An 18,463-nucleotide genomic window follows, 5' to 3' on the forward strand; every position below is an offset into this window, starting at 1 on the left:
ACGTTTTATACCGGATGATGGATAATAAAGAACGCGAACTACGCCGGGCCAAGCTATGGCCCGGCCTGATGCTACTGGCGGCAGCGGCCGCCTTTCTTTTTACGCTTATTTATCCAGGTTTTTACCCCGGCGACCGGCTGTGGCTGGGGGCGCTGAAAGCAGTGTCCGAAGCGGCAATGGTGGGCGCGCTTGCCGACTGGTTTGCCGTAAGCGCCCTTTTTCACCACATTCCGCTGCCGCTTATCGGCCGTCATACTGCGATCGTTCCGAATAATAAAGAGCGTATTGCCGATAATCTTGCGGCTTTTGTTCAGGATAAATTTCTCAACGCCGATTCGCTGCTGTCGCTGATCCGCCGTTACGATCCGGCACAGCTGGCCGCTCGCTGGCTGAGCGAACCGGATAATGCCCAGCGACTGAGCGGCTATCTGCTGCGCGTCATGCGCGGGTTTCTTGATATGGCGGACGATAGCCGCATTCAGGACTTTATCCGCCGTGCGGTACATCGGGCGATCGACAAGGTCGATCTCAGCCAGTCCGCGGCGCTAATCCTTGAAAGTCTGACGCGCAACGACCGCCACCAGGCTCTGCTGGATGATGCTCTGAAGCAAGTGCTCCACCTGATGAATAAGCCGGCAACCCACGATTTTATCGCTAAAGAAGTCGTCGCATGGCTGAAACGCGATCACCCGTGGAAAGAAAAAGTGCTCCCCAGTGAATGGCTGGGAGAAAAAAGTGCCGTGCTGGCAGCCGATGCCGTTGAATCAATGCTGAGCCACGTCGAACAGGACCGCACGCACGCCCTGCGCGAGGCGTTTAACCGCAGCGTGAATAAATTTATTACGCGCTTACGCAGCGATCCGGAAATGGCAGCGCGCGCAGAAGACGTTAAGCGTTACCTGAAAGAAGATGAAGCGCTAAACCATTATATTCGTCAGCTCTGGGACGAGCTGCGTGACTGGCTGAAACAGGATTTAACGAGTGAGGACTCGGTAGTTAACACCCGATTACGCGAAGCCGCGCAGTGGTTCGGTGAAACGCTGCGCGACGACCCGGTACTACGACAATCTCTCAATCAGCACCTGGAAAACGCCGCCGAGCGCGCCGCGCCGGACTTCTCCGCTTTTCTCACCCGCCATATCAGCGATACGGTAAAAAGCTGGGATGCGGGCGATATGGCCCATCAAATCGAGCTAAACATCGGTAAAGATTTACAGCGCATCCGCATCAACGGCACTTTGGTCGGCGGTTTTATTGGCCTGCTGCTGTTTTTAATCTCCACCTTTCTGCCGCGCTGGCTATAACCATTAATCCGCAAATGCCCCACAGCAGCGAGCAAAATACGCCATCGCACAGGCTTGCAGCAGACCCTCATTGCTGCAAGCCCGGTGCCCAAGTCGCAGAAGGCCCGTAAGCTTTCCGCACCGGCTCAAGCACGTCCGTGTGGCCTGGCGCGCAGCCATCCCTGGCCGCGAGCCTGCTGAAATCAGCCGGGCCTTCTCCTCCCTCGCAAACTTATTCATCGCTTTAAGTAAATAAACCAGGTCTGCGCCGAACTGGACGCCAGCAACCTGGTTTTTGCTTTTTAATAAAAAACGAATGTTATTTCAGCAAATCTGTGCTCAACGCCGTTATCGACCAAAACGGATGCCGTTTCCCACTAACCTGCGCCAACAGGCTTTTCTGCGCCGAACGCATGAAGCTCGCCAGGGTGAGCCGCAGGGAGGCGGCGAAAGTAAGCGCTGCGTCGGGAACGCATCGCGAACGGCCCGTACGGCGGGCTACATGCGTGAGGGAAGGGCGAAGCCACGCAGAAACTGCCGGAAGTCCGGGGTCAAGGGGCCATGACGTTTGATGGCCCCTTGCCGGTCGCCCGCAGCGGCGGGCAAATAAGCCACCTGCCTGGCAGGCGAACGGAACAACCCACCGGCGGTGAGCGAAGCATCCACCGCAGTTGAAAGCAGCCTGCCAGGCGAACGGAACAGTCCACCGCAGGTGAACAGCAACAAACCAGCCCCAACGCCGTGATCGATTAAAAACGGATGCCGTTTTAGCAACCCTGCGCCAACAGGCTTTTCTGCGCCGAACGCATGAAGCCCGCCAGGGTGAGCCGCAGGGATGCGGCGAAAGTAAGCGCTGCGTCGGGAGCGCATCGCGAACGGCCCGTACGGCGGGCTACATGCGTGAGGGAAGGGCGCAGCCACGCAGAAACTGCCGGAAGTCCGGGGTCAAGGGGCCATGACGTTTGATGGCCCCTTGCCGGTCGCCCGCAGCGGCGGGCAAATAAACCACCTGCCTGGCAGGCGAACGGAACAACCCACCGGCGGTGAGCGAAGCATCCACCGCAGTTGAAAGCAGCCTGCCAGGCGAACGGAACAGTCCACCGCAGGTGAAATAAACAACCCACCAAAGGTGAATAAATCCCCCGCCGGCAGGCGAAAGCCCCCACTGAAGCCAGATTTATTTGCGCTTAACCAACATAAACAAACTGATAGCCAAAAACACCGCGCTTGGCAACAAACCACCGATAAACGGAGGCAGGCCATATACCAGGCTCAGCGGGCCGAAGATGTTGTTCAGCACGAAGAAAACGAAGCCAAAGCTGATACCGGTGACGACACGCACGCCCATCGGCACGCTGCGCAGCGGACCAAAGATAAACGACAGCGCCATCAGCATCATTACCGCAACGGAAAGCGGCGAAAACACTTTATTCCACATATTAAGCTGGTAGCGACCGGCTTCCTGACCGCTTTGCTTGAGGTATTTGGCGTAATCATAGAGGCCGCGAATTGATAGCGAGTCCGGATCAAGCGCTACAACCCCTAACTTATCTGGCGTCAACGAGCTCTTCCATTCACCTTTCAGGGTCTGACTGCCGGTGACCTGCTGCGGATTGGTCAGATTCGATTCATCGACCTGCGACAGGTCCCACTCTTTGGTTGTGGGATTGTACTTAGCCGAGGCGGCATAACGCACCGTTTCCAGCCGACGGTTATCGTTAAAGTTGTAGATATTTATCCCTTCGAGGGTACTGTTGTTACTAATGTGCTGAATGAAGATAAAGCTGTTGCCGTCCTTCGCCCACAGCCCGTTCTGGGTTGAGACCAGCGAACCGCCGAGCAGCTGCTGAGCACGATAACTACGTGCCATTTGCTCGCCCTGCGGCGCGGCGAATTCGCCAATCAGCATGGTCAGCAGTACCAGCGGGATGGCAGTTTTCATTACCGAACCGGCAATTTGCAGGCGGGTAAAGCCCGAGGCTTGCATAACCACCAGCTCGCTGCGCTGCGCCAGCGTGCCCAACCCCAGCAGCGCACCCAGCAGCGCGGCCATGGGGAAGAAGACTTCGATGTCTTTCGGAACGCTCAGCAGGGTAAACGCCGCCGCACCGAGCGCAGTGTAGTCGCCCTGGCCGGTTTTACGCAGCTGATCGACAAATTTGATAATGCCGGACAGCGACACCAGCATAAATAGCGTCGCCATGATGGTATTAAAAATGGTTTTCCCGATATACCTGTCGAGTACGCCAAACATTAAACGCTCCCCCTACGTTTAAAGCGTGCGCGAATGCGACGCATCGGTACGGTATTCCAGGCGTTAAGTATCAGCGCCAACGCCAGATAAATGAGGTTTACTCCCCACATCCAGTGGAATGCGCTCAGGTGATCTCTGGCCGAGTTTGAGCGTATTGAGCTTTGCAGCAGGAAGAAGATCAGATACAGCAACATAGCCGGCAGCATCGACAGCACGCGCCCCTGACGTGGGTTTACCTCGCTGAGCGGCACCACCATCAGCGCCATGACGAATACTGAGAATATCAGCGTCAGACGCCAGTTAAACTCGCTGCGAAACTCCGGTTTATCAGAGTGCCATAGCGTTTTGAAGTCGGCCTGTTCGGCGTCGTTCGGATCGAGCGGCACCGCTTCGTGCCCGATGATCGCTTTATAATTCTGGAAGTCGGTAATGCGGAAGTCGCGCAGCATTGCGGTGCCTTCAAAGCGCGTGCCCTTATCCAGCGTAACCAGCTGCGAACCGTCAGGTCGCTGGGTCATCACGCCGCGATCGGCCATCACCACCGAGGGCCTGGCGTTGCCTTTTGGCTGCAGCTGAGCGAGGAAAACATGCTCAAAATCGTTGCCTTTGACCCGTTCAATAAACAGTACGCTATTGCCATCATTGGTGGTCTGGAACTGACCGGCGACCAGCGCTGCAGCGCCAGGATTCGCCTTGGCGTTTTGCGTCACTTCGCTCTGATAACGCTGCGACCACGGTCCTATCCAGGCGACGTTGACGGCGGCAATAATCGCCGTAACCACCATCAGCACCGACGCGGCTTTTACCAGCGCCGATTTGCCCAGCCCGCAGGCGTGCATCACGGTGATTTCACTTTCGGTGTATAGCCTGCTGAAGGTCATTAAAATTGCCAGAAACAGGCTAAGGGGCAGTATTAACTGCGCCATTTGTGGTACACCCAGTCCCATAAGGGTCAAAACCAGGTTTGTGGGAATATCGCCATCGACGGCAGCGCCCAGTATCCTGACTAACTTCTGGCAAAAGAAGATCAGTAGCAGGATGAACAGGATGGCCATCTGGCTTTTAAAAGTTTCCCGAATCAAATATCTAATGATGATCACGCTGAGTACGCCTGTGAAAACTTGTCTTTTTGCAGGAAAATCGCTAGTTTCATCGCTTATTCGCCATTTTTTCTCATCAATGGCCGTTGTCGTCCTGGAATAGTATGACAACGCATACGTTCTGGTGGTGTTAATGTGTGCCAAAATTTTAACACTTTGCGCCACCAGATGTCCGTTTAATCAACGGCGGTTTATTACAATGGCAATATGCAGCACTAAAACGTACCATTCTATCTGCAGCAAACGCCGTTGTCTTTAAGATTCAGGAGAATGCATGGAGTTCAGTGTAAAAAGCGGTAGCCCGGAAAAACAGCGCAGCGCCTGTATTGTGGTTGGCGTTTTCGAACCGCGCCGTCTGTCACCGATTGCTGAACAGCTGGATAAGATCAGCGATGGCTACATCAGCGCCCTGCTGCGCCGTGGTGAACTGGAGGGCAAAGTGGGTCAGACGCTGCTGCTTCATCACGTGCCAAACATTCTTTCCGAACGCATCCTGCTGATTGGCTGCGGTAAGGAGCGTGAACTGGATGAACGCCAGTATAAGCAGGTTGTGCAGAAAACAATTAATACACTTAACGATACCGGTTCAATGGAAGCGGTCTGTTTTCTGACCGAGCTGCACGTTAAAGGGCGTAATACTTACTGGAAGGTACGTCAGGCGGTGGAAACCGCAAAAGAGACGCTCTATTCGTTTGACCAGCTGAAAAGCAATAAAACTGAACCGCGCCGCCCGCTGCGTAAAATGGTGTTTAACGTTCCGACGCGTCGCGAGCTGACCAGCGGTGAGCGCGCCATTCAGCACGGCCTGGCCGTTGCCGCCGGGATCAAAGCGGCAAAAGATCTGGGCAACATGCCGCCGAATATCTGTAACGCAGCCTACCTGGCCTCGCAGGCGCGTCAGCTGGCCGACAGCTTCAATAAAAATATCACCACCCGGGTTATCGGCGAACAGCAGATGAAAGAGCTTGGCATGCACTCCTACCTGGCGGTGGGCGCCGGCTCGCAAAACGAATCGCTGATGTCGGTCATCGAATACAAAGGCAGCCCGGCGCCGGACGCCCGTCCGGTGGTGCTGGTCGGTAAGGGCCTGACTTTTGACGCCGGCGGTATTTCGCTCAAGCCAGCCGAAGCGATGGATGAAATGAAATACGACATGTGCGGTGCGGCTTCTGTTTACGGCGTAATGCGCATGGTGGCGGAGCTCAATCTGCCGCTGAACGTCATCGGCGTGCTGGCTGGCTGTGAAAATATGGCTGACGGCTGCGCCATGCGGCCCGGCGACGTGCTGACGACCATGTCCGGACAGACGGTTGAAGTGCTTAATACCGATGCCGAAGGCCGCCTGGTACTGTGCGACGTGCTGACCTACGTTGAACGCTTTGAGCCGGAAACGGTAATCGATGTCGCCACGCTGACCGGCGCCTGCGTTATCGCGCTTGGCCACCATATCAGCGGCCTGATGTCGAACCATAACCCGCTGGCCCATGAGCTGGTAAGCGCGTCGGAGCAGGCAGGCGATCGCGCCTGGCGTCTGCCGATCGCCGATGAGTATCAGGAACAGCTGGAATCCAACTTTGCCGATATGGCGAATATCGGTGGACGTCCCGGCGGCGCGATTACCGCCGCCTGCTTCCTGGCGCGCTTCGCACGCAAATATAACTGGGCGCATCTCGATATCGCAGGCACCGCCTGGCGTTCCGGCAAAGCCAAAGGCGCAACCGGTCGTCCGGTCGCGCTGCTGTCGCAGTTTTTGCTAAACCGCGCCGGGCTAAACGGCGAAGAGTAATTCCGCTCGTCGGGGTCGCGCCCCGACAACGCCGCCAGCGTTGGCGGTGACGGATAGCTCTCCAGCCGGACAATGGCATAATCTACCGGGCGGGCGCTGACTCGCCCGCTTCATTAACTGGCCGCTGCTATATGAAAAACGCAACCTTCTATCTGATGGAGTCCAGCGAAAGCGCTGACGGTCTGAGCGCCGTGGAAGCGCTGGTGTGCGAGCTGGCCGGCGAACGTTGGCGCGCAGGTAAGCGGGTGCTTATCGCCTGCGAATCCGAACAGCAGGCTAACCGGCTTGATGAGGCGCTCTGGCAGCGTCCGGCCAGCGCGTTTATTCCTCATAACCTGGCGGGCGAAGGGCCGCGCTACGGCGCGCCGGTTGAACTGGCCTGGCCTCAGCGCCGCGGCAATGCGCCGCGTGATTTGCTGATCAGCCTGCTGCCGCAGTTTGCAGATTTTGCCACCGCTTTCTATGAAGTGATAGACTTTGTTCCTCATGAAGAATCTTTGAAACAGCAGGCGCGTGAACGCTATAAAGCCTACCGCACCGCCGGCTTCCACTTGAATACGGCCACGCCTGAGCAGCCGCAAACGACATAGTAGAAATGGAAAAGACATATAACCCGCAAGATATCGAACAGCCGCTTTACGAGCACTGGGAAAAGCAGGGCTACTTTAAGCCGAACAGCGATAGCAGCCAGCAAAGTTTCTGCATCATGATCCCGCCGCCGAACGTCACCGGTAGCTTGCATATGGGTCACGCCTTCCAGCAGACCATCATGGATACCATGATTCGTTACCAGCGCATGCAGGGAAAAAATACCCTGTGGCAGGCGGGAACCGATCATGCCGGCATCGCCACCCAGATGGTCGTTGAACGTAAAATCGCAGCGGAAGAAGGCAAAACGCGCCACGATTATGGCCGCGATGCGTTTATTGACAAAATCTGGCAGTGGAAAGCGGAATCCGGCGGCACCATCACCCGTCAAATGCGTCGGCTTGGCGACTCCGTCGACTGGGAGCGCGAGCGCTTCACCATGGATGAAGGCCTGTCGAACGCGGTAAAAGAAGTGTTTGTCCGCCTGTACAAAGATGACCTGATTTATCGCGGCAAACGGCTGGTTAACTGGGATCCGAAGCTGCGCACGGCGATTTCTGACCTAGAGGTGGAAAACCGTGAGTCAAAAGGCTCGATGTGGCATATCCGCTACCCGCTGGCCGACGGCGCGAAAACCGCAGACGGCAAGGATTATCTGGTGGTGGCCACGACGCGTCCGGAAACCCTGCTGGGCGATACCGGCGTCGCCGTTAATCCGGAAGATCCTCGCTATAAAGATCTGATTGGTAAGTTTGTGCTGTTACCGTTGGTCAACCGCCGCATCCCCGTGGTGGGCGACGAGCACGCGGATATGGAAAAAGGCACTGGCTGCGTAAAAATCACCCCGGCGCACGATTTCAATGACTATGAGGTTGGTAAACGCCACGCTCTGCCGATGATTAACATCCTGACCTTTGACGGCGATATCCGTGAAAGCGCCCAGGTGTTTGATACCAGTGGCCAGGAATCAACGGCCTATGACGCGGCGATCCCGTCGCAGTTTCATCGACTTGAACGCTTTGCCGCGCGTAAAGCGATCGTTGCCGCTGTCGATGAGCTGGGTCTGCTTGCAGAGGTGAAACCTCACGATCTCACCGTGCCTTATGGCGATCGTGGCGGCGTAGTGATTGAGCCGATGCTGACCGACCAGTGGTACGTGCGCACCGCGCCGCTGGCGAAAGTGGCGGTTGAAGCGGTAGAAAACGGTGAAATCCAGTTCGTGCCTAAACAGTACGAAAATATGTATTTCTCCTGGATGCGTGATATCCAGGACTGGTGTATCTCACGCCAGCTGTGGTGGGGCCACCGCATCCCGGCCTGGTATGACGAAGCGGGCAACGTTTACGTCGGCCGTAACGAAGAAGAGGTGCGTCAGGAAAATCAGCTGGCCGCAGACGTCGCGCTGAGCCAGGACGAAGACGTGCTGGATACCTGGTTCTCCTCCGGCCTGTGGACCTTTTCCACCCTAGGCTGGCCGAAAAACACCGAAGCGCTGCGTCAGTTCCATCCCACCAGCGTGCTGGTGAGCGGTTTCGATATTATCTTTTTCTGGATTGCGCGCATGATCATGCTGACCATGCACTTCATTAAGGATGAAAACGGCAAGCCGCAGGTGCCGTTCAGGACCGTCTATATGACCGGCCTGATCCGCGATGAGGAAGGACAGAAAATGTCCAAATCCAAAGGCAACGTTATCGATCCACTGGATATGGTTGACGGCATCTCCCTCGAAGCCCTGCTGGAAAAACGTACCGGTAATATGATGCAGCCGCAGCTGGCTGAGAAAATCCGCAAGCGCACTGAGAAGCAGTTCCCCAACGGCATTGAGCCTCACGGCACCGATGCGCTACGTTTCACCCTGGCGGCGCTGGCCTCTACCGGACGCGATATCAACTGGGATATGAAGCGCCTCGAAGGCTACCGGAACTTCTGTAATAAGCTGTGGAACGCCAGCCGCTTCGTGCTGATGAACACCGAAGATCAGGACTGCGGTCAGCACGGCGGTGAAAAGGTGCTGTCGCTGGCAGACCGTTGGATCCTCAGCGAGTTTAACCAGACGGTGAAAGCCTATCGCGATGCGCTGGACAATTATCGCTTCGATATCGCCGCCAATATTCTTTACGACTTTACCTGGAACCAGTTCTGTGACTGGTATCTGGAGCTGACCAAGCCGGTAATGAACGGCGGTTCAGAAGCCGAGCTGCGCGGTACCCGCCATACGCTGGTGGAAGTGCTGGAAGCGCTGCTGCGCCTGGCGCATCCGATTATTCCGTTTATCACCGAAACCATCTGGCAGCGGGTTAAAGCCCTGAAAGGCATCACTGCCGACACCATTATGCTACAGCCGATGCCAGGCTACGACGCGGCCAAAGTGGATGCCGTGGCCCAGGCCGATACCGAATGGCTGAAACAGGCAATTATTGCGGTACGCAATATTCGCGCCGAGATGAATCTCTCGCCGGCTAAGCCGCTGGAGCTGCTGCTGCGTGGCGCCAGCGCCGACGCCGAGCGTCGCGTGAAGCAAAACCGTAACTTCCTGTCAACGCTGGCGCGCCTGGATGCCCTCACCGTGCTGCCAGCCGGCGACAAAGGTCCGGTGTCGGTGACGAAACTGGTCGACGGTGCCGAGCTGCTGATCCCGATGGCGGGCCTGATCGATAAGGCCGCAGAGCTGGATCGACTGAACAAAGAAATTGCCCGGCTGGACGGCGAAATCGGACGTATCGCCAGTAAGCTGAACAATGAAGGTTTTGTCGCGCGCGCGCCGGAAGCGGTGGTGGCGAAAGAACGTGAAAAAATTGAAGGTTACGAGCAGGCAAAAGCCAAGGTTGCCGAACAACTCGAGATCATTAAAGGCCTGTAACCTCTTCCCGGGGCGGTAAACGCCGCCCCGGGCTGACGCCTTCCGACCAGATGCAGGGCGGCGGCTTACGGCCTGATTTGCCGGTTTATTCATCGTTTGAGAGGCTGAAACGTTGCTTTCACGCGCTTATTCAGCAGCCCTGCGACTATTGCTTCGTTGCCCATTGCATCCGCAGACGGGTGATGTTATTACAGCCTTTTGCCCAAGTTGATGCTGAGTAGATGTGATGAGTACAGCGCTTAACCTTGATCTGCAACTGCGCCCGCTAACCGCGGCTGATAATTCCGCCATCGCCGGGGTGATCCGCGAAGTATCCGCTGAATTTGGCCTGACAGCCGATCGCGGCTATACCGTGGCCGACCCTAACCTCGACCATCTTTACGAGCTATACAGCCAGCCAGACAGCGCTTACTGGGTCGTGGAACTGGATGGACGGGTGATCGGTGGCGGCGGTATCGCGCCGTTGCAGTGCAGCACCGAGGCGATTTGCGAACTGCAGAAAATGTATTTTTTACCCGCCGCTCGCGGCCTGGGTCTGGCACGAACGCTGGCGCTGAAGGCCATGGAATATGCCCGCGAGCACGGCTATCAGCGCTGCTATCTGGAAACTACCGCCTCCCTGACGCGCGCCATCAGGCTGTATGAACAGCTTGGCTTTGAGCATATTGACAGCGCAATGGGCTGCACCGGTCACGTCGATTGCGAAGTAAGAATGCTTAAAACGCTGTAGCGCCATGCAAATCGCTGGTCATCATGGCCAGCGCTACTGTCAGCGCCGCTGGCAAAAAATCCCCGTCAGCCAACGCCCGCCATTATTTAATTCGCCCCGCTTAACTGTTAAGCAAAATTGATTAGCTGGATAATTTGCCCTACAGTGGGGCGCGGATGAAAACTCCGCTTTCAAATACCCAATTTCAATTTTATTAGCTGTTATTTTCTCTGATGGCCAGTAGAACGCTGGCTATGAATAGCTTTTCACCCATAAAAGAGCGATACAATGAAGTACGTTATCTCTGGTTTAACCGCATTGACGCTGTCATTTTCCGCAGCGGCGGCTTCTCTTCCTGAACAATTAATTTCCTGCGATGCTCACTTTTTTTCGACGCTTTATGCCCAACGCCAGGCGCTAAAAAATACCCTCCCGCTCAAGCAGGATAAGCACCATCACGCCTGGTTCGTGCGCGCCAGCGAGAACAACGATATCTCCTGGTTTACCCAGCCGATCACCAGCGGCAAACTGACCCTTACCGGCTGGTTCCAGCGAGAAAGCGATCTTGGTGAAATGGGCAAATATTATTTCTGGGGCTTCGTGACTGAACAGTCGCCAGCGCAGGTGATAGCGGCTATGCCGCAGACGGACTGGAAAAAGTCAGGCGAGGATTATGTTTATCAGCCAATGATCATGCGCGTCGGTGACAAAGCGTGGAAAAATAACGCCAATGAGGCCAGCGGCATTGCGCCGGCTAAAGACAGCGCCGAGAAGCTGGCGATGCTCGGCAAGAGCGAGGGTAAAACCACCCTGCTATGTTCGGTACAGGGAAATGTCAGTGGCGAATTATTAAACGCATTGCGGCCCGATCTGGCAGGAAATAAATAATGAAAAAACAATTATTAATCTGCCTGAGCCTGGCGCTACTGGCCGGCTGCACGGCAAAGTCGACGCCGACCGACACGCCTGACCCCGCCCCGCCGAAAGGTGTGGTTAAACTCTTAACCGATAATGATGGTTCCGTGTGGGCCGATCTCCGCACCATCTCCGCCTATAACGGGAATCCGAATCTGCGCCAATTTTACATGTTGAGCAGCTATAAGCCTCATGTGCTGGAGATGAAAAAACTGCACATCAGCATCCGCAGCTCACGCGTGATTACGGTAATTAACTGCACCACTCACGAAAGGGCCAGATTTGAGCGTGTGGCGTTTACACAGCCTTTTGCTCAGGGAGAGGTCATTGTTATTACTCAGGAAATCGGGCAGTGGGAGTCCTACCCGCAGAACTCACCGCTCGGACTGGTCGGCGGCATGGTCTGTAAAATTCCAGCGGATCGGCTGAAACCCGCCCCCGCCCGCGAAACGCGCAAACCGCTGCTGGGGTAAGGTTAAGTAACCTGCGCTTCACCGCAGTTTGCCGACGGGAATAAGGCAGCGAAACGCATTTTTCTGCCTTATTCCTGACCGACCTTATACCTGAGCGACTAAAAGGCGGGTACCCCGCTGTGAAAGCGCAGCTCATCGTCTGGCTCGCTAATCAGGCGCGCTTCGGTCTGACCGATTTTGGCGACCCGCAGGCCAATATCAACCGGCGAAATCTGCTGCGCCAGCGCCAGGTAATCCTGGTAGTGGCGCGCTTCAGAGCGCAGCAATGAGATATAGAATGTCGACAGCGCGTCGTCCAGCAGCGGCGCAAGGCTGGCAAAGCGCTCGCAGGAACGCGCTTCAATGTAAGCACCGCAAATCAGCTTATCCACCAGCGTATCCGGTTCGTGAGTGGTTACTTCACGCATTAAGCCTTTGGCATAGCGACTGGCAGTTATTTTGTGATACGCAATACCGCGCGCCTGCATTATTTCCCAAACCTGATAAAAATGATGGAGCTCCTCTTTAATCAGCAACACCATTTTTTCTACCAGCTCATCGGCCCAGGGGAGCTCATTGCCCACGATAATCTTTCTGGTCAGATTACGGTGCGCGTTGACGAAATCGCTATCGTGATCCTCCCGATAAATAAAGTCTTCATAGGGCTTAAGCCAGGCCAGAATGACATCGCCGCTCGGCTTATCGGCAACATATTTGCGAATCAGCCAGGTGGCGGTCTGAGCCGCCTTTAGTTCACATACCAGATGATCGGTCAGCAGCAGCGGCAGGTTTTCCGGCTGAGCGGCGACATCAAGCCAGCGCTGAGGGGTTCGGCAGTGCAGGAAAGCGTGGATTGGAGCAAGCAGAGCATCGTATTTCATGATTTAACGTCAATGTCATTGTCAGCGAGCGGGCGCGCTGAGCGGCGCGCCGTCGGGCATTAATTAATGGCGAACACCATCGTCGTCCTCGTCGATATCGTCATCGTCCTGCGCGTCATCCTCAGCGTCAGGATCCTCGAAATAAGTCCCCCAGCCGTCATAATCAACGTTGAATTTCCCCGCCAGCGTCACCAGTTGTTCCACCTGGGCGTCAATTAAATCTGCGTTTAGCGCCAGCTCGCTGACAATGTCGCAGCACATGACTTTACTGCCGTCTTCAAGTTCCAGCTCTTCCGGATCGCTCACTTCATACCCTAGCTTGAACGCCTCTACCGCGGTCTTTTCCAGCGCATCGAAGTTAGCGCAGGACAGGTGGTGCTCAATGGCGTAGAGCGCGTCAGGATCGCTGCCGTCTTCCAGCAATTCGTCAATAATCAGCCGCGTCTCTTCGCGCTGCTCTTCCAGCAATTGTTCATAAGCCATGATGCGACTCCTTGGTTAACACAGATAATTAAAGTATTTTCCCACAGCGCCTTGAGCGCCACTACCCTAAACAGAAAAAGTTTCTTTCCCCGGGGTTGTAAAAGAATATTCATGCGGTTAAATTGAATTTTAATTCACAATCTGGAGTGCAATATGAGTCAACTTTTTCAACGTCATTTACTCAGGCTTGTTGATTTTACGCCCGTAGAGATAAAAGCGCTGCTAACGCTGGCGGCGACGTTAAAGGTCGCCAAAAAGCAGGGCCGTGAAGTACCGCAGCTTGCGGGAAAAAATATTGCGCTCATCTTCGAAAAAGATTCAACCCGAACCCGTTGCTCTTTCGAAGTTGCCGCATTCGATCAGGGGGCAAAGGTGACCTATCTCGGCCCGAGCGGCAGCCAGATTGGACATAAAGAATCAATGAAGGATACCGCCCGGGTGCTGGGACGACTGTATGACGGCATCCAGTATCGCGGGTATGGCCAGTCGCTGGTGGAAACGCTGGCCCAATACGCCGGCGTGCCGGTTTGGAACGGCCTGACTAACGAATTTCATCCCACCCAGATCCTCGCCGACCTGCTGACGATGCAAGAGCACCTGCCGGAGAAACCGTTAAGCGCAATGACGCTGGTTTACGTTGGCGACGCCCGTTACAACATGGGCAACAGTATGCTTGAAGCCGCCGCCGTCACCGGGCTGGATTTGCGCATCGTTGCGCCGCAAAGCTGCTGGCCGCAGCAGCAGCTTATTGAGGAATGCAGGCAGGCAGCGCAGGCCAATGGCGGCCAGATCACCCTGACCGAAGACATCGCCAGCGGCGTTAAAGGTGCCGACTTTATCTATACCGACGTTTGGGTTTCGATGGGCGAGCCGAAAACGGTCTGGCAGCAGCGGATTGAGCTGCTGCGCCCTTATCAGGTCAACCGTAACATGCTGGAACTGACCGGCAATCCGCAGGTGAAATTTCTCCACTGCCTGCCCGCCTTTCATGATGATGAAACCACGCTCGGGCAGCAGATCGCCGAGCAATACAATCTGCCGGGGGGCATGGAGGTCACCGACGAGGTATTTGAATCCGAACACAGCGTGGTATTTGATCAGGCCGAAAACCGCATGCATACCATCAAAGCGGTATTGGTGGCGACCCTCAGCCCGGCCGCAGAATAATTTAACGCCATTGCCCCGCGCAGAAGGGCTGATGGCAACGCCGGCAGTTGCGGGTATGAGCCTTCTGACTGCGGGATGCAAAACGGTTGCTTTTCCTGGACAGCTATCGGTTTACGTTCTGTCGCTGGCTTCATTCAACCTATTTGAGCAGCGTAGAGCGTTTAAAAAAAGCGCTTTTGCATGTTTATTGCTGAATATGTTAATGAGCGGTTAGCGACACTCCGTCAGTTATGCACTTAATATGCATAATATCATCCTGATACTCGCCTGCAGTGACTATAGTCTTATGTTTTTAATCAACTTTTAAATTTAACCCGATCAATATCACGTTTTGCCATCAAATTAATCCAGTTAAATATTAAATAGTTATTTTCACTGAAGTCCTAATCAGCAGAATATAAAACAGGCATTATGAATAATTATGCCTCATAAAATAACTTGCATATAAAAATCAATCAGTTAAATAACCTCACAAACTAAATGACAATAAAAATAAATTAACAAGTGAAAACTTCATACAAACAAAGCGCTTAAACATTCACTAATCATAAAAATAATTCTCTCATTTTAGTGAACTAAATCATGTATCGACAGGTAATATTCCAGCCACTTCCTTGGTGTGATCAAGATCACACTATTCGCATGTAAAAAAATTATCATCGAATAAGAAATAAATTTAAGGAATAAGCATCGTGCGAAATTAATATTATTTCCGCACATCCTTTCTCATCAGTAAAAATTAAGGGAATAAGTATGAAAAAACACTACGTGGGTTCGGAAATTGGCCAACTTCGTAGCGTAATGTTGCACCGACCGAATCTTAGCCTTAAAAGATTGACGCCTTCCAATTGCCAGGAACTTTTATTTGACGATGTACTTTCCGTTGAACGTGCAGGAGAAGAACATGATGTGTTCTCTAATCTTTTGCGTCAGCAGGGCGTTGAGGTCTTATTATTAGGCGACTTACTGACAGAAACTCTGGATATTACCGAAGCCAGAGAATGGCTGCTTAACACTCAGATATCAGACTATCGTCTGGGACCCTCTTTTGCCCGCGATGTTCGCGCCTGGCTGGCGGAGAGGAGCTTCCGCGAACTGGCTAACTATTTAACCGGAGGCCTGACGTATGGTGAAATACCGGAGGTGATAAAAAGTATTTCGGTTGAAACACATGATGCCAATGATTTTATTATGAAGCCATTACCCAATCATTTATTTACCCGTGACACCTCTTGTTGGATATATAACGGCACGTCAATCAATCCGATGGCAAAACAGGCGCGTCGACGTGAAACCAATAATATTCGTGCTATTTATCGCTGGCATCCGGCATTCGCCGACGGCGCGTTCATAAAATATTTTGGTAATGAAGAGATTAATTACGATCACGCCACACTTGAAGGCGGCGATGTATTAGTACTTGGGCGCGGCACGGTGTTAATTGGCATGTCGGAACGTACCACACCGCAAGGCGTTGAGTTCCTCGTCGATTCGCTATTTAAACACCAGCAGGCGACGCGGGTCATTGCCGTCGAATTACCCAAGCATCGCTCCTGCATGCATCTTGATACCGTCATGACCCATATCGATATCGATACCTTTTCTGTCTATCCGGAAGTTGTTCGTTCAGACGTTCAGTGCTGGACGCTGACGCCAGACGGCCATGGCGGCATCAAGCGCGTAAGTGAAAAAGGGCTGGTCTATGCCATCGAGCAGGCACTGGGCCTTGATCAGGTCAAGCTGATTACCACCGGCGGCGATGCCTTTGAAGCCGAGCGCGAACAGTGGAACGACGCGAATAACGTGCTGACCATCCGCCCGGGTGTGGTGGTCGGCTATGAACGCAATACCTGGACCAACGAGAAATACGACAAGGCGGGCATTACCGTACTGCCGATCCCTGGTGATGAACTTGGACGTGGACGCGGCGGTGCGCGCTGCATGAGCTGCCCGCTGGAACGGGATGGAATCTGAGAGGACATGATGGAAAGAAAACCAACGCTGGTCATCGCCCTGGGCGGCAATGCCCTGCTTAAACGCGGCGAGCCGCTTGAGGCGGAAATCCAACGCAAGAATATTGAGATCGCCGCGAACACCATCGCCACACTCAGCCGCCGCTGGCGCGTGGTGTTAGTTCACGGCAACGGACCTCAGGTCGGGCTGCTGGCGTTGCAAAACAGCGCCTACAGCAAAATAGCCCCCTATCCGCTGGATATCCTCGGAGCCGAAAGCCAGGGAATGGTCGGCTATATGCTCCAGCAATCGCTGAAAAACCAGCTGCCTGAACGCGAGGTCAGCGTGCTGTTAACCCAGGTGGTGGTGGATGCTGACGATCCCGCCTTCAGCAACCCAACCAAATATATCGGCCCGGTTTACGACCGACAGCAAGCACAGCAGCTGGCACACGAAAAAAACTGGACGGTAAAAGCCGATGGCGATAGCTGGCGCCGCGTGGTGCCATCGCCGCAGCCGGTACGAATTGTAGAGAGCGACGCGATTAGCGCGCTTATCGCCAGAGACCACCTGGTTATTTGCAACGGCGGCGGCGGCGTGCCGGTTATTGAGAACGCCAGCGGGCTGCACGGCATTGAGGCGGTTATCGATAAGGATTTATCCGCCGCGCTGCTTGCCCGCCAGATAGAAGCCGATGCGCTGCTAATCCTTACTGACGCCGATGCCGTCTACCTCGACTGGGGTAAGCCAACGCGCCGCCCATTACAGCAGGTTACGCCCCATGAGCTGGGCAAGCTGGAATTTGATGCGGGGTCGATGGGGCCGAAGGTCGCGGCCTGCTGCAACTTTGTCAGACAGTGCAACGGCATGGCCGGCATTGGCGCGCTGAGCGAAGGCCCAGCCATTCTGGCCGGTGAAAGCGGTACGCTGATCCGCAACGCTGCTGCCGCGATATCCGCTTGTAAAGATCACTGATTATAAGGACATCAAAATGACCATTTCCTTGAAAAAACGTAATTTTCTCAAACTTCTCGACTTCACGCCGGCGGAAATTAATTATCTGATCGAGCTGGCAAGGGAACTGAAAGCCGCCAAAAAAAACGGCTGTGAAAAAAAGACGCTGATCGGAAAAAATATTGCGCTTATTTTCGAAAAATCCTCAACCCGCACCCGCTGCGCCTTTGAAGTTGGCGCTTTCGACCAGGGCGCCAATGTCACCTATATCGGACCAACAGGTTCGCAAATCGGGCATAAAGAATCGATGAAAGATACGGCGCGCGTGCTTGGTCGCATGTACGACGGCATTGAGTATCGCGGCTTCGGACAGCAAATCGTTGAAGAACTCGGTGAATTTTCCGGTGTACCGGTGTGGAACGGATTAACCAATGAATTTCATCCAACCCAAATTCTGGCGGATTTAATGACCATGCTGGAGCACGCGCCGGATAAAAAACTGGCCGACATTCGCTTCGCGTACCTGGGGGATGCCAGAAATAACATGGGTAATTCGCTGATGGTCGGCGCGGCAAAAATGGGGATGGATATGCGCTTAATCGCCCCAAAAGCCTTCTGGCCCGATGAAGCGCTGGTAAGCCAGTGTCAGGCAATCGGCGAACAAACCGGCGCCCGCATTCTGTTAACGGATAGCGTTGAAGAAGGCGTTCACGGGGTCGATTTTCTCTATACCGATGTCTGGGTTTCCATGGGCGAGCCGAAAGAAGCCTGGGCTGAACGCGTTAGCGTAATGAAACCCTATCAGGTTAATCAGCAGGTCGTCGAGGCAACCAACAACCCAAACGTGAAGTTCATGCACTGCCTGCCAGCCTTTCACAATGAATTTACTACTGTCGGCCGCGAAATTGAAGAGACCTATGGCCTGAAAGGTCTGGAGGTGACCGAAGAGGTATTCGAGTCGGCTAACTCCATCGTCTTTGACGAAGCAGAAAACCGAATGCACACCATAAAAGCAGTCATGGTGGCAACCCTGGGCGAATAACGCTTTTGCGGCGCGAAAATCACTGTTCGCGCC

General features: G+C 54.3%; 16 protein-coding genes. 11 read left to right on the forward strand and 5 right to left on the reverse strand.

The window, feature by feature from the left end; genetic code table 11:
• The first annotated feature begins 14 nt into the window (after nt 1-14).
• Nucleotides 15-1,304 carry a DUF445 domain-containing protein gene (locus BTJ39_RS14495; protein ID WP_422386040.1) on the forward strand — a complete coding sequence of 430 codons (1,290 nt, stop codon included), beginning with the start codon at nt 15-17 and terminating at the stop codon, nt 1,302-1,304.
• A gap of 477 nt (nt 1,305-1,781) precedes the next feature.
• On the opposite strand, the gene BTJ39_RS14500 is transcribed toward BTJ39_RS14495, so the two are convergent.
• The 3 genes from BTJ39_RS14500 to lptF all read right to left on the reverse strand — a co-directional run bounded on the left by BTJ39_RS14500 (nt 1,782) and on the right by lptF (nt 4,637).
• Nucleotides 1,782-2,153 carry a hypothetical protein gene (locus tag BTJ39_RS14500; protein WP_078003413.1) on the reverse strand — a complete coding sequence of 124 codons (372 nt, stop codon included), beginning with the start codon at nt 2,151-2,153 and terminating at the stop codon, nt 1,782-1,784.
• A gap of 307 nt (nt 2,154-2,460) precedes the next feature.
• Nucleotides 2,461-3,537: an LPS export ABC transporter permease LptG gene (gene lptG / locus BTJ39_RS14505; protein WP_078003414.1), complete on the reverse strand. Its 1,077-nt coding sequence runs from the start codon at nt 3,535-3,537 to the stop codon at nt 2,461-2,463.
• On the reverse strand, nt 3,537-4,637 hold the full coding sequence (gene lptF / locus BTJ39_RS14510; RefSeq protein ID WP_078003415.1) for an LPS export ABC transporter permease LptF: 1,101 nt from the start codon (nt 4,635-4,637) through the stop codon (nt 3,537-3,539). Before lptF ends, lptG begins: the two co-directional genes overlap by 1 nt.
• A 274-nt stretch (nt 4,638-4,911) precedes the next feature.
• Between lptF and pepA the strand changes: the two genes are divergently transcribed.
• The 6 genes from pepA to BTJ39_RS14540 all read left to right on the forward strand — a co-directional run bounded on the left by pepA (nt 4,912) and on the right by BTJ39_RS14540 (nt 11,971).
• Nucleotides 4,912-6,423, forward strand: a complete 1,512-nt coding sequence (gene pepA, locus BTJ39_RS14515) for a leucyl aminopeptidase (RefSeq protein WP_078003416.1) — start codon at nt 4,912-4,914, stop codon at nt 6,421-6,423.
• 131 nt (nt 6,424-6,554) lie between these two features.
• Nucleotides 6,555-7,013 (forward strand): DNA polymerase III subunit chi, encoded by a 459-nt coding sequence (locus BTJ39_RS14520; protein WP_078003417.1) that lies wholly within the window; start codon nt 6,555-6,557, stop codon nt 7,011-7,013.
• Nucleotides 7,014-7,018: 5 nt separating this feature from the next.
• On the forward strand, nt 7,019-9,874 hold the full coding sequence (locus BTJ39_RS14525) for a valine--tRNA ligase (protein WP_078003418.1): 2,856 nt from the start codon (nt 7,019-7,021) through the stop codon (nt 9,872-9,874).
• Nucleotides 9,875-10,100: 226 nt separating this feature from the next.
• Nucleotides 10,101-10,604, forward strand: a complete 504-nt coding sequence (locus BTJ39_RS14530) for a GNAT family N-acetyltransferase (RefSeq protein ID WP_078003419.1) — start codon at nt 10,101-10,103, stop codon at nt 10,602-10,604.
• A gap of 267 nt (nt 10,605-10,871) precedes the next feature.
• Complete coding sequence (locus tag BTJ39_RS14535; RefSeq protein WP_078003420.1) at nt 10,872-11,471, forward strand: hypothetical protein; 600 nt, start codon at nt 10,872-10,874, stop codon at nt 11,469-11,471.
• Nucleotides 11,471-11,971, forward strand: a complete 501-nt coding sequence (locus tag BTJ39_RS14540) for a surface-adhesin E family protein (protein WP_078003421.1) — start codon at nt 11,471-11,473, stop codon at nt 11,969-11,971. The genes BTJ39_RS14535 and BTJ39_RS14540 overlap by 1 nt, the downstream gene beginning before the upstream one ends.
• Nucleotides 11,972-12,069: 98 nt before the next feature.
• On the opposite strand, the gene miaE is transcribed toward BTJ39_RS14540, so the two are convergent.
• Nucleotides 12,070-12,831: a tRNA isopentenyl-2-thiomethyl-A-37 hydroxylase MiaE gene (miaE, locus tag BTJ39_RS14545; RefSeq protein WP_078003422.1), complete on the reverse strand. Its 762-nt coding sequence runs from the start codon at nt 12,829-12,831 to the stop codon at nt 12,070-12,072.
• A gap of 63 nt (nt 12,832-12,894) precedes the next feature.
• Nucleotides 12,895-13,314, reverse strand: a complete 420-nt coding sequence (gene rraB / locus BTJ39_RS14550) for a ribonuclease E inhibitor RraB (RefSeq protein ID WP_078003423.1) — start codon at nt 13,312-13,314, stop codon at nt 12,895-12,897.
• Between the two features lie 153 nt (nt 13,315-13,467).
• Between rraB and argF (BTJ39_RS14555) the strand changes: the two genes are divergently transcribed.
• The 4 genes from argF (BTJ39_RS14555) to argF (BTJ39_RS14575) all read left to right on the forward strand — a co-directional run bounded on the left by argF (BTJ39_RS14555) (nt 13,468) and on the right by argF (BTJ39_RS14575) (nt 18,430).
• Nucleotides 13,468-14,481: an ornithine carbamoyltransferase gene (gene argF / locus BTJ39_RS14555; protein WP_078003424.1), complete on the forward strand. Its 1,014-nt coding sequence runs from the start codon at nt 13,468-13,470 to the stop codon at nt 14,479-14,481.
• A gap of 753 nt (nt 14,482-15,234) precedes the next feature.
• Nucleotides 15,235-16,455: an arginine deiminase gene (gene arcA, locus BTJ39_RS14565; RefSeq protein ID WP_078003426.1), complete on the forward strand. Its 1,221-nt coding sequence runs from the start codon at nt 15,235-15,237 to the stop codon at nt 16,453-16,455.
• A gap of 9 nt (nt 16,456-16,464) precedes the next feature.
• Complete coding sequence (gene arcC / locus BTJ39_RS14570; RefSeq protein WP_078003532.1) at nt 16,465-17,409, forward strand: carbamate kinase; 945 nt, start codon at nt 16,465-16,467, stop codon at nt 17,407-17,409.
• A 16-nt stretch (nt 17,410-17,425) separates the two neighbouring features.
• Nucleotides 17,426-18,430: an ornithine carbamoyltransferase gene (argF, locus tag BTJ39_RS14575; protein WP_078003427.1), complete on the forward strand. Its 1,005-nt coding sequence runs from the start codon at nt 17,426-17,428 to the stop codon at nt 18,428-18,430.
• The last annotated feature ends 33 nt before the right edge of the window (nt 18,431-18,463 follow it).

The sequence above is a fragment of the Izhakiella australiensis genome (assembly GCF_002006995.1).
Taxonomy (GTDB): Bacteria; Pseudomonadota; Gammaproteobacteria; order Enterobacterales; family Enterobacteriaceae; genus Izhakiella; species Izhakiella australiensis.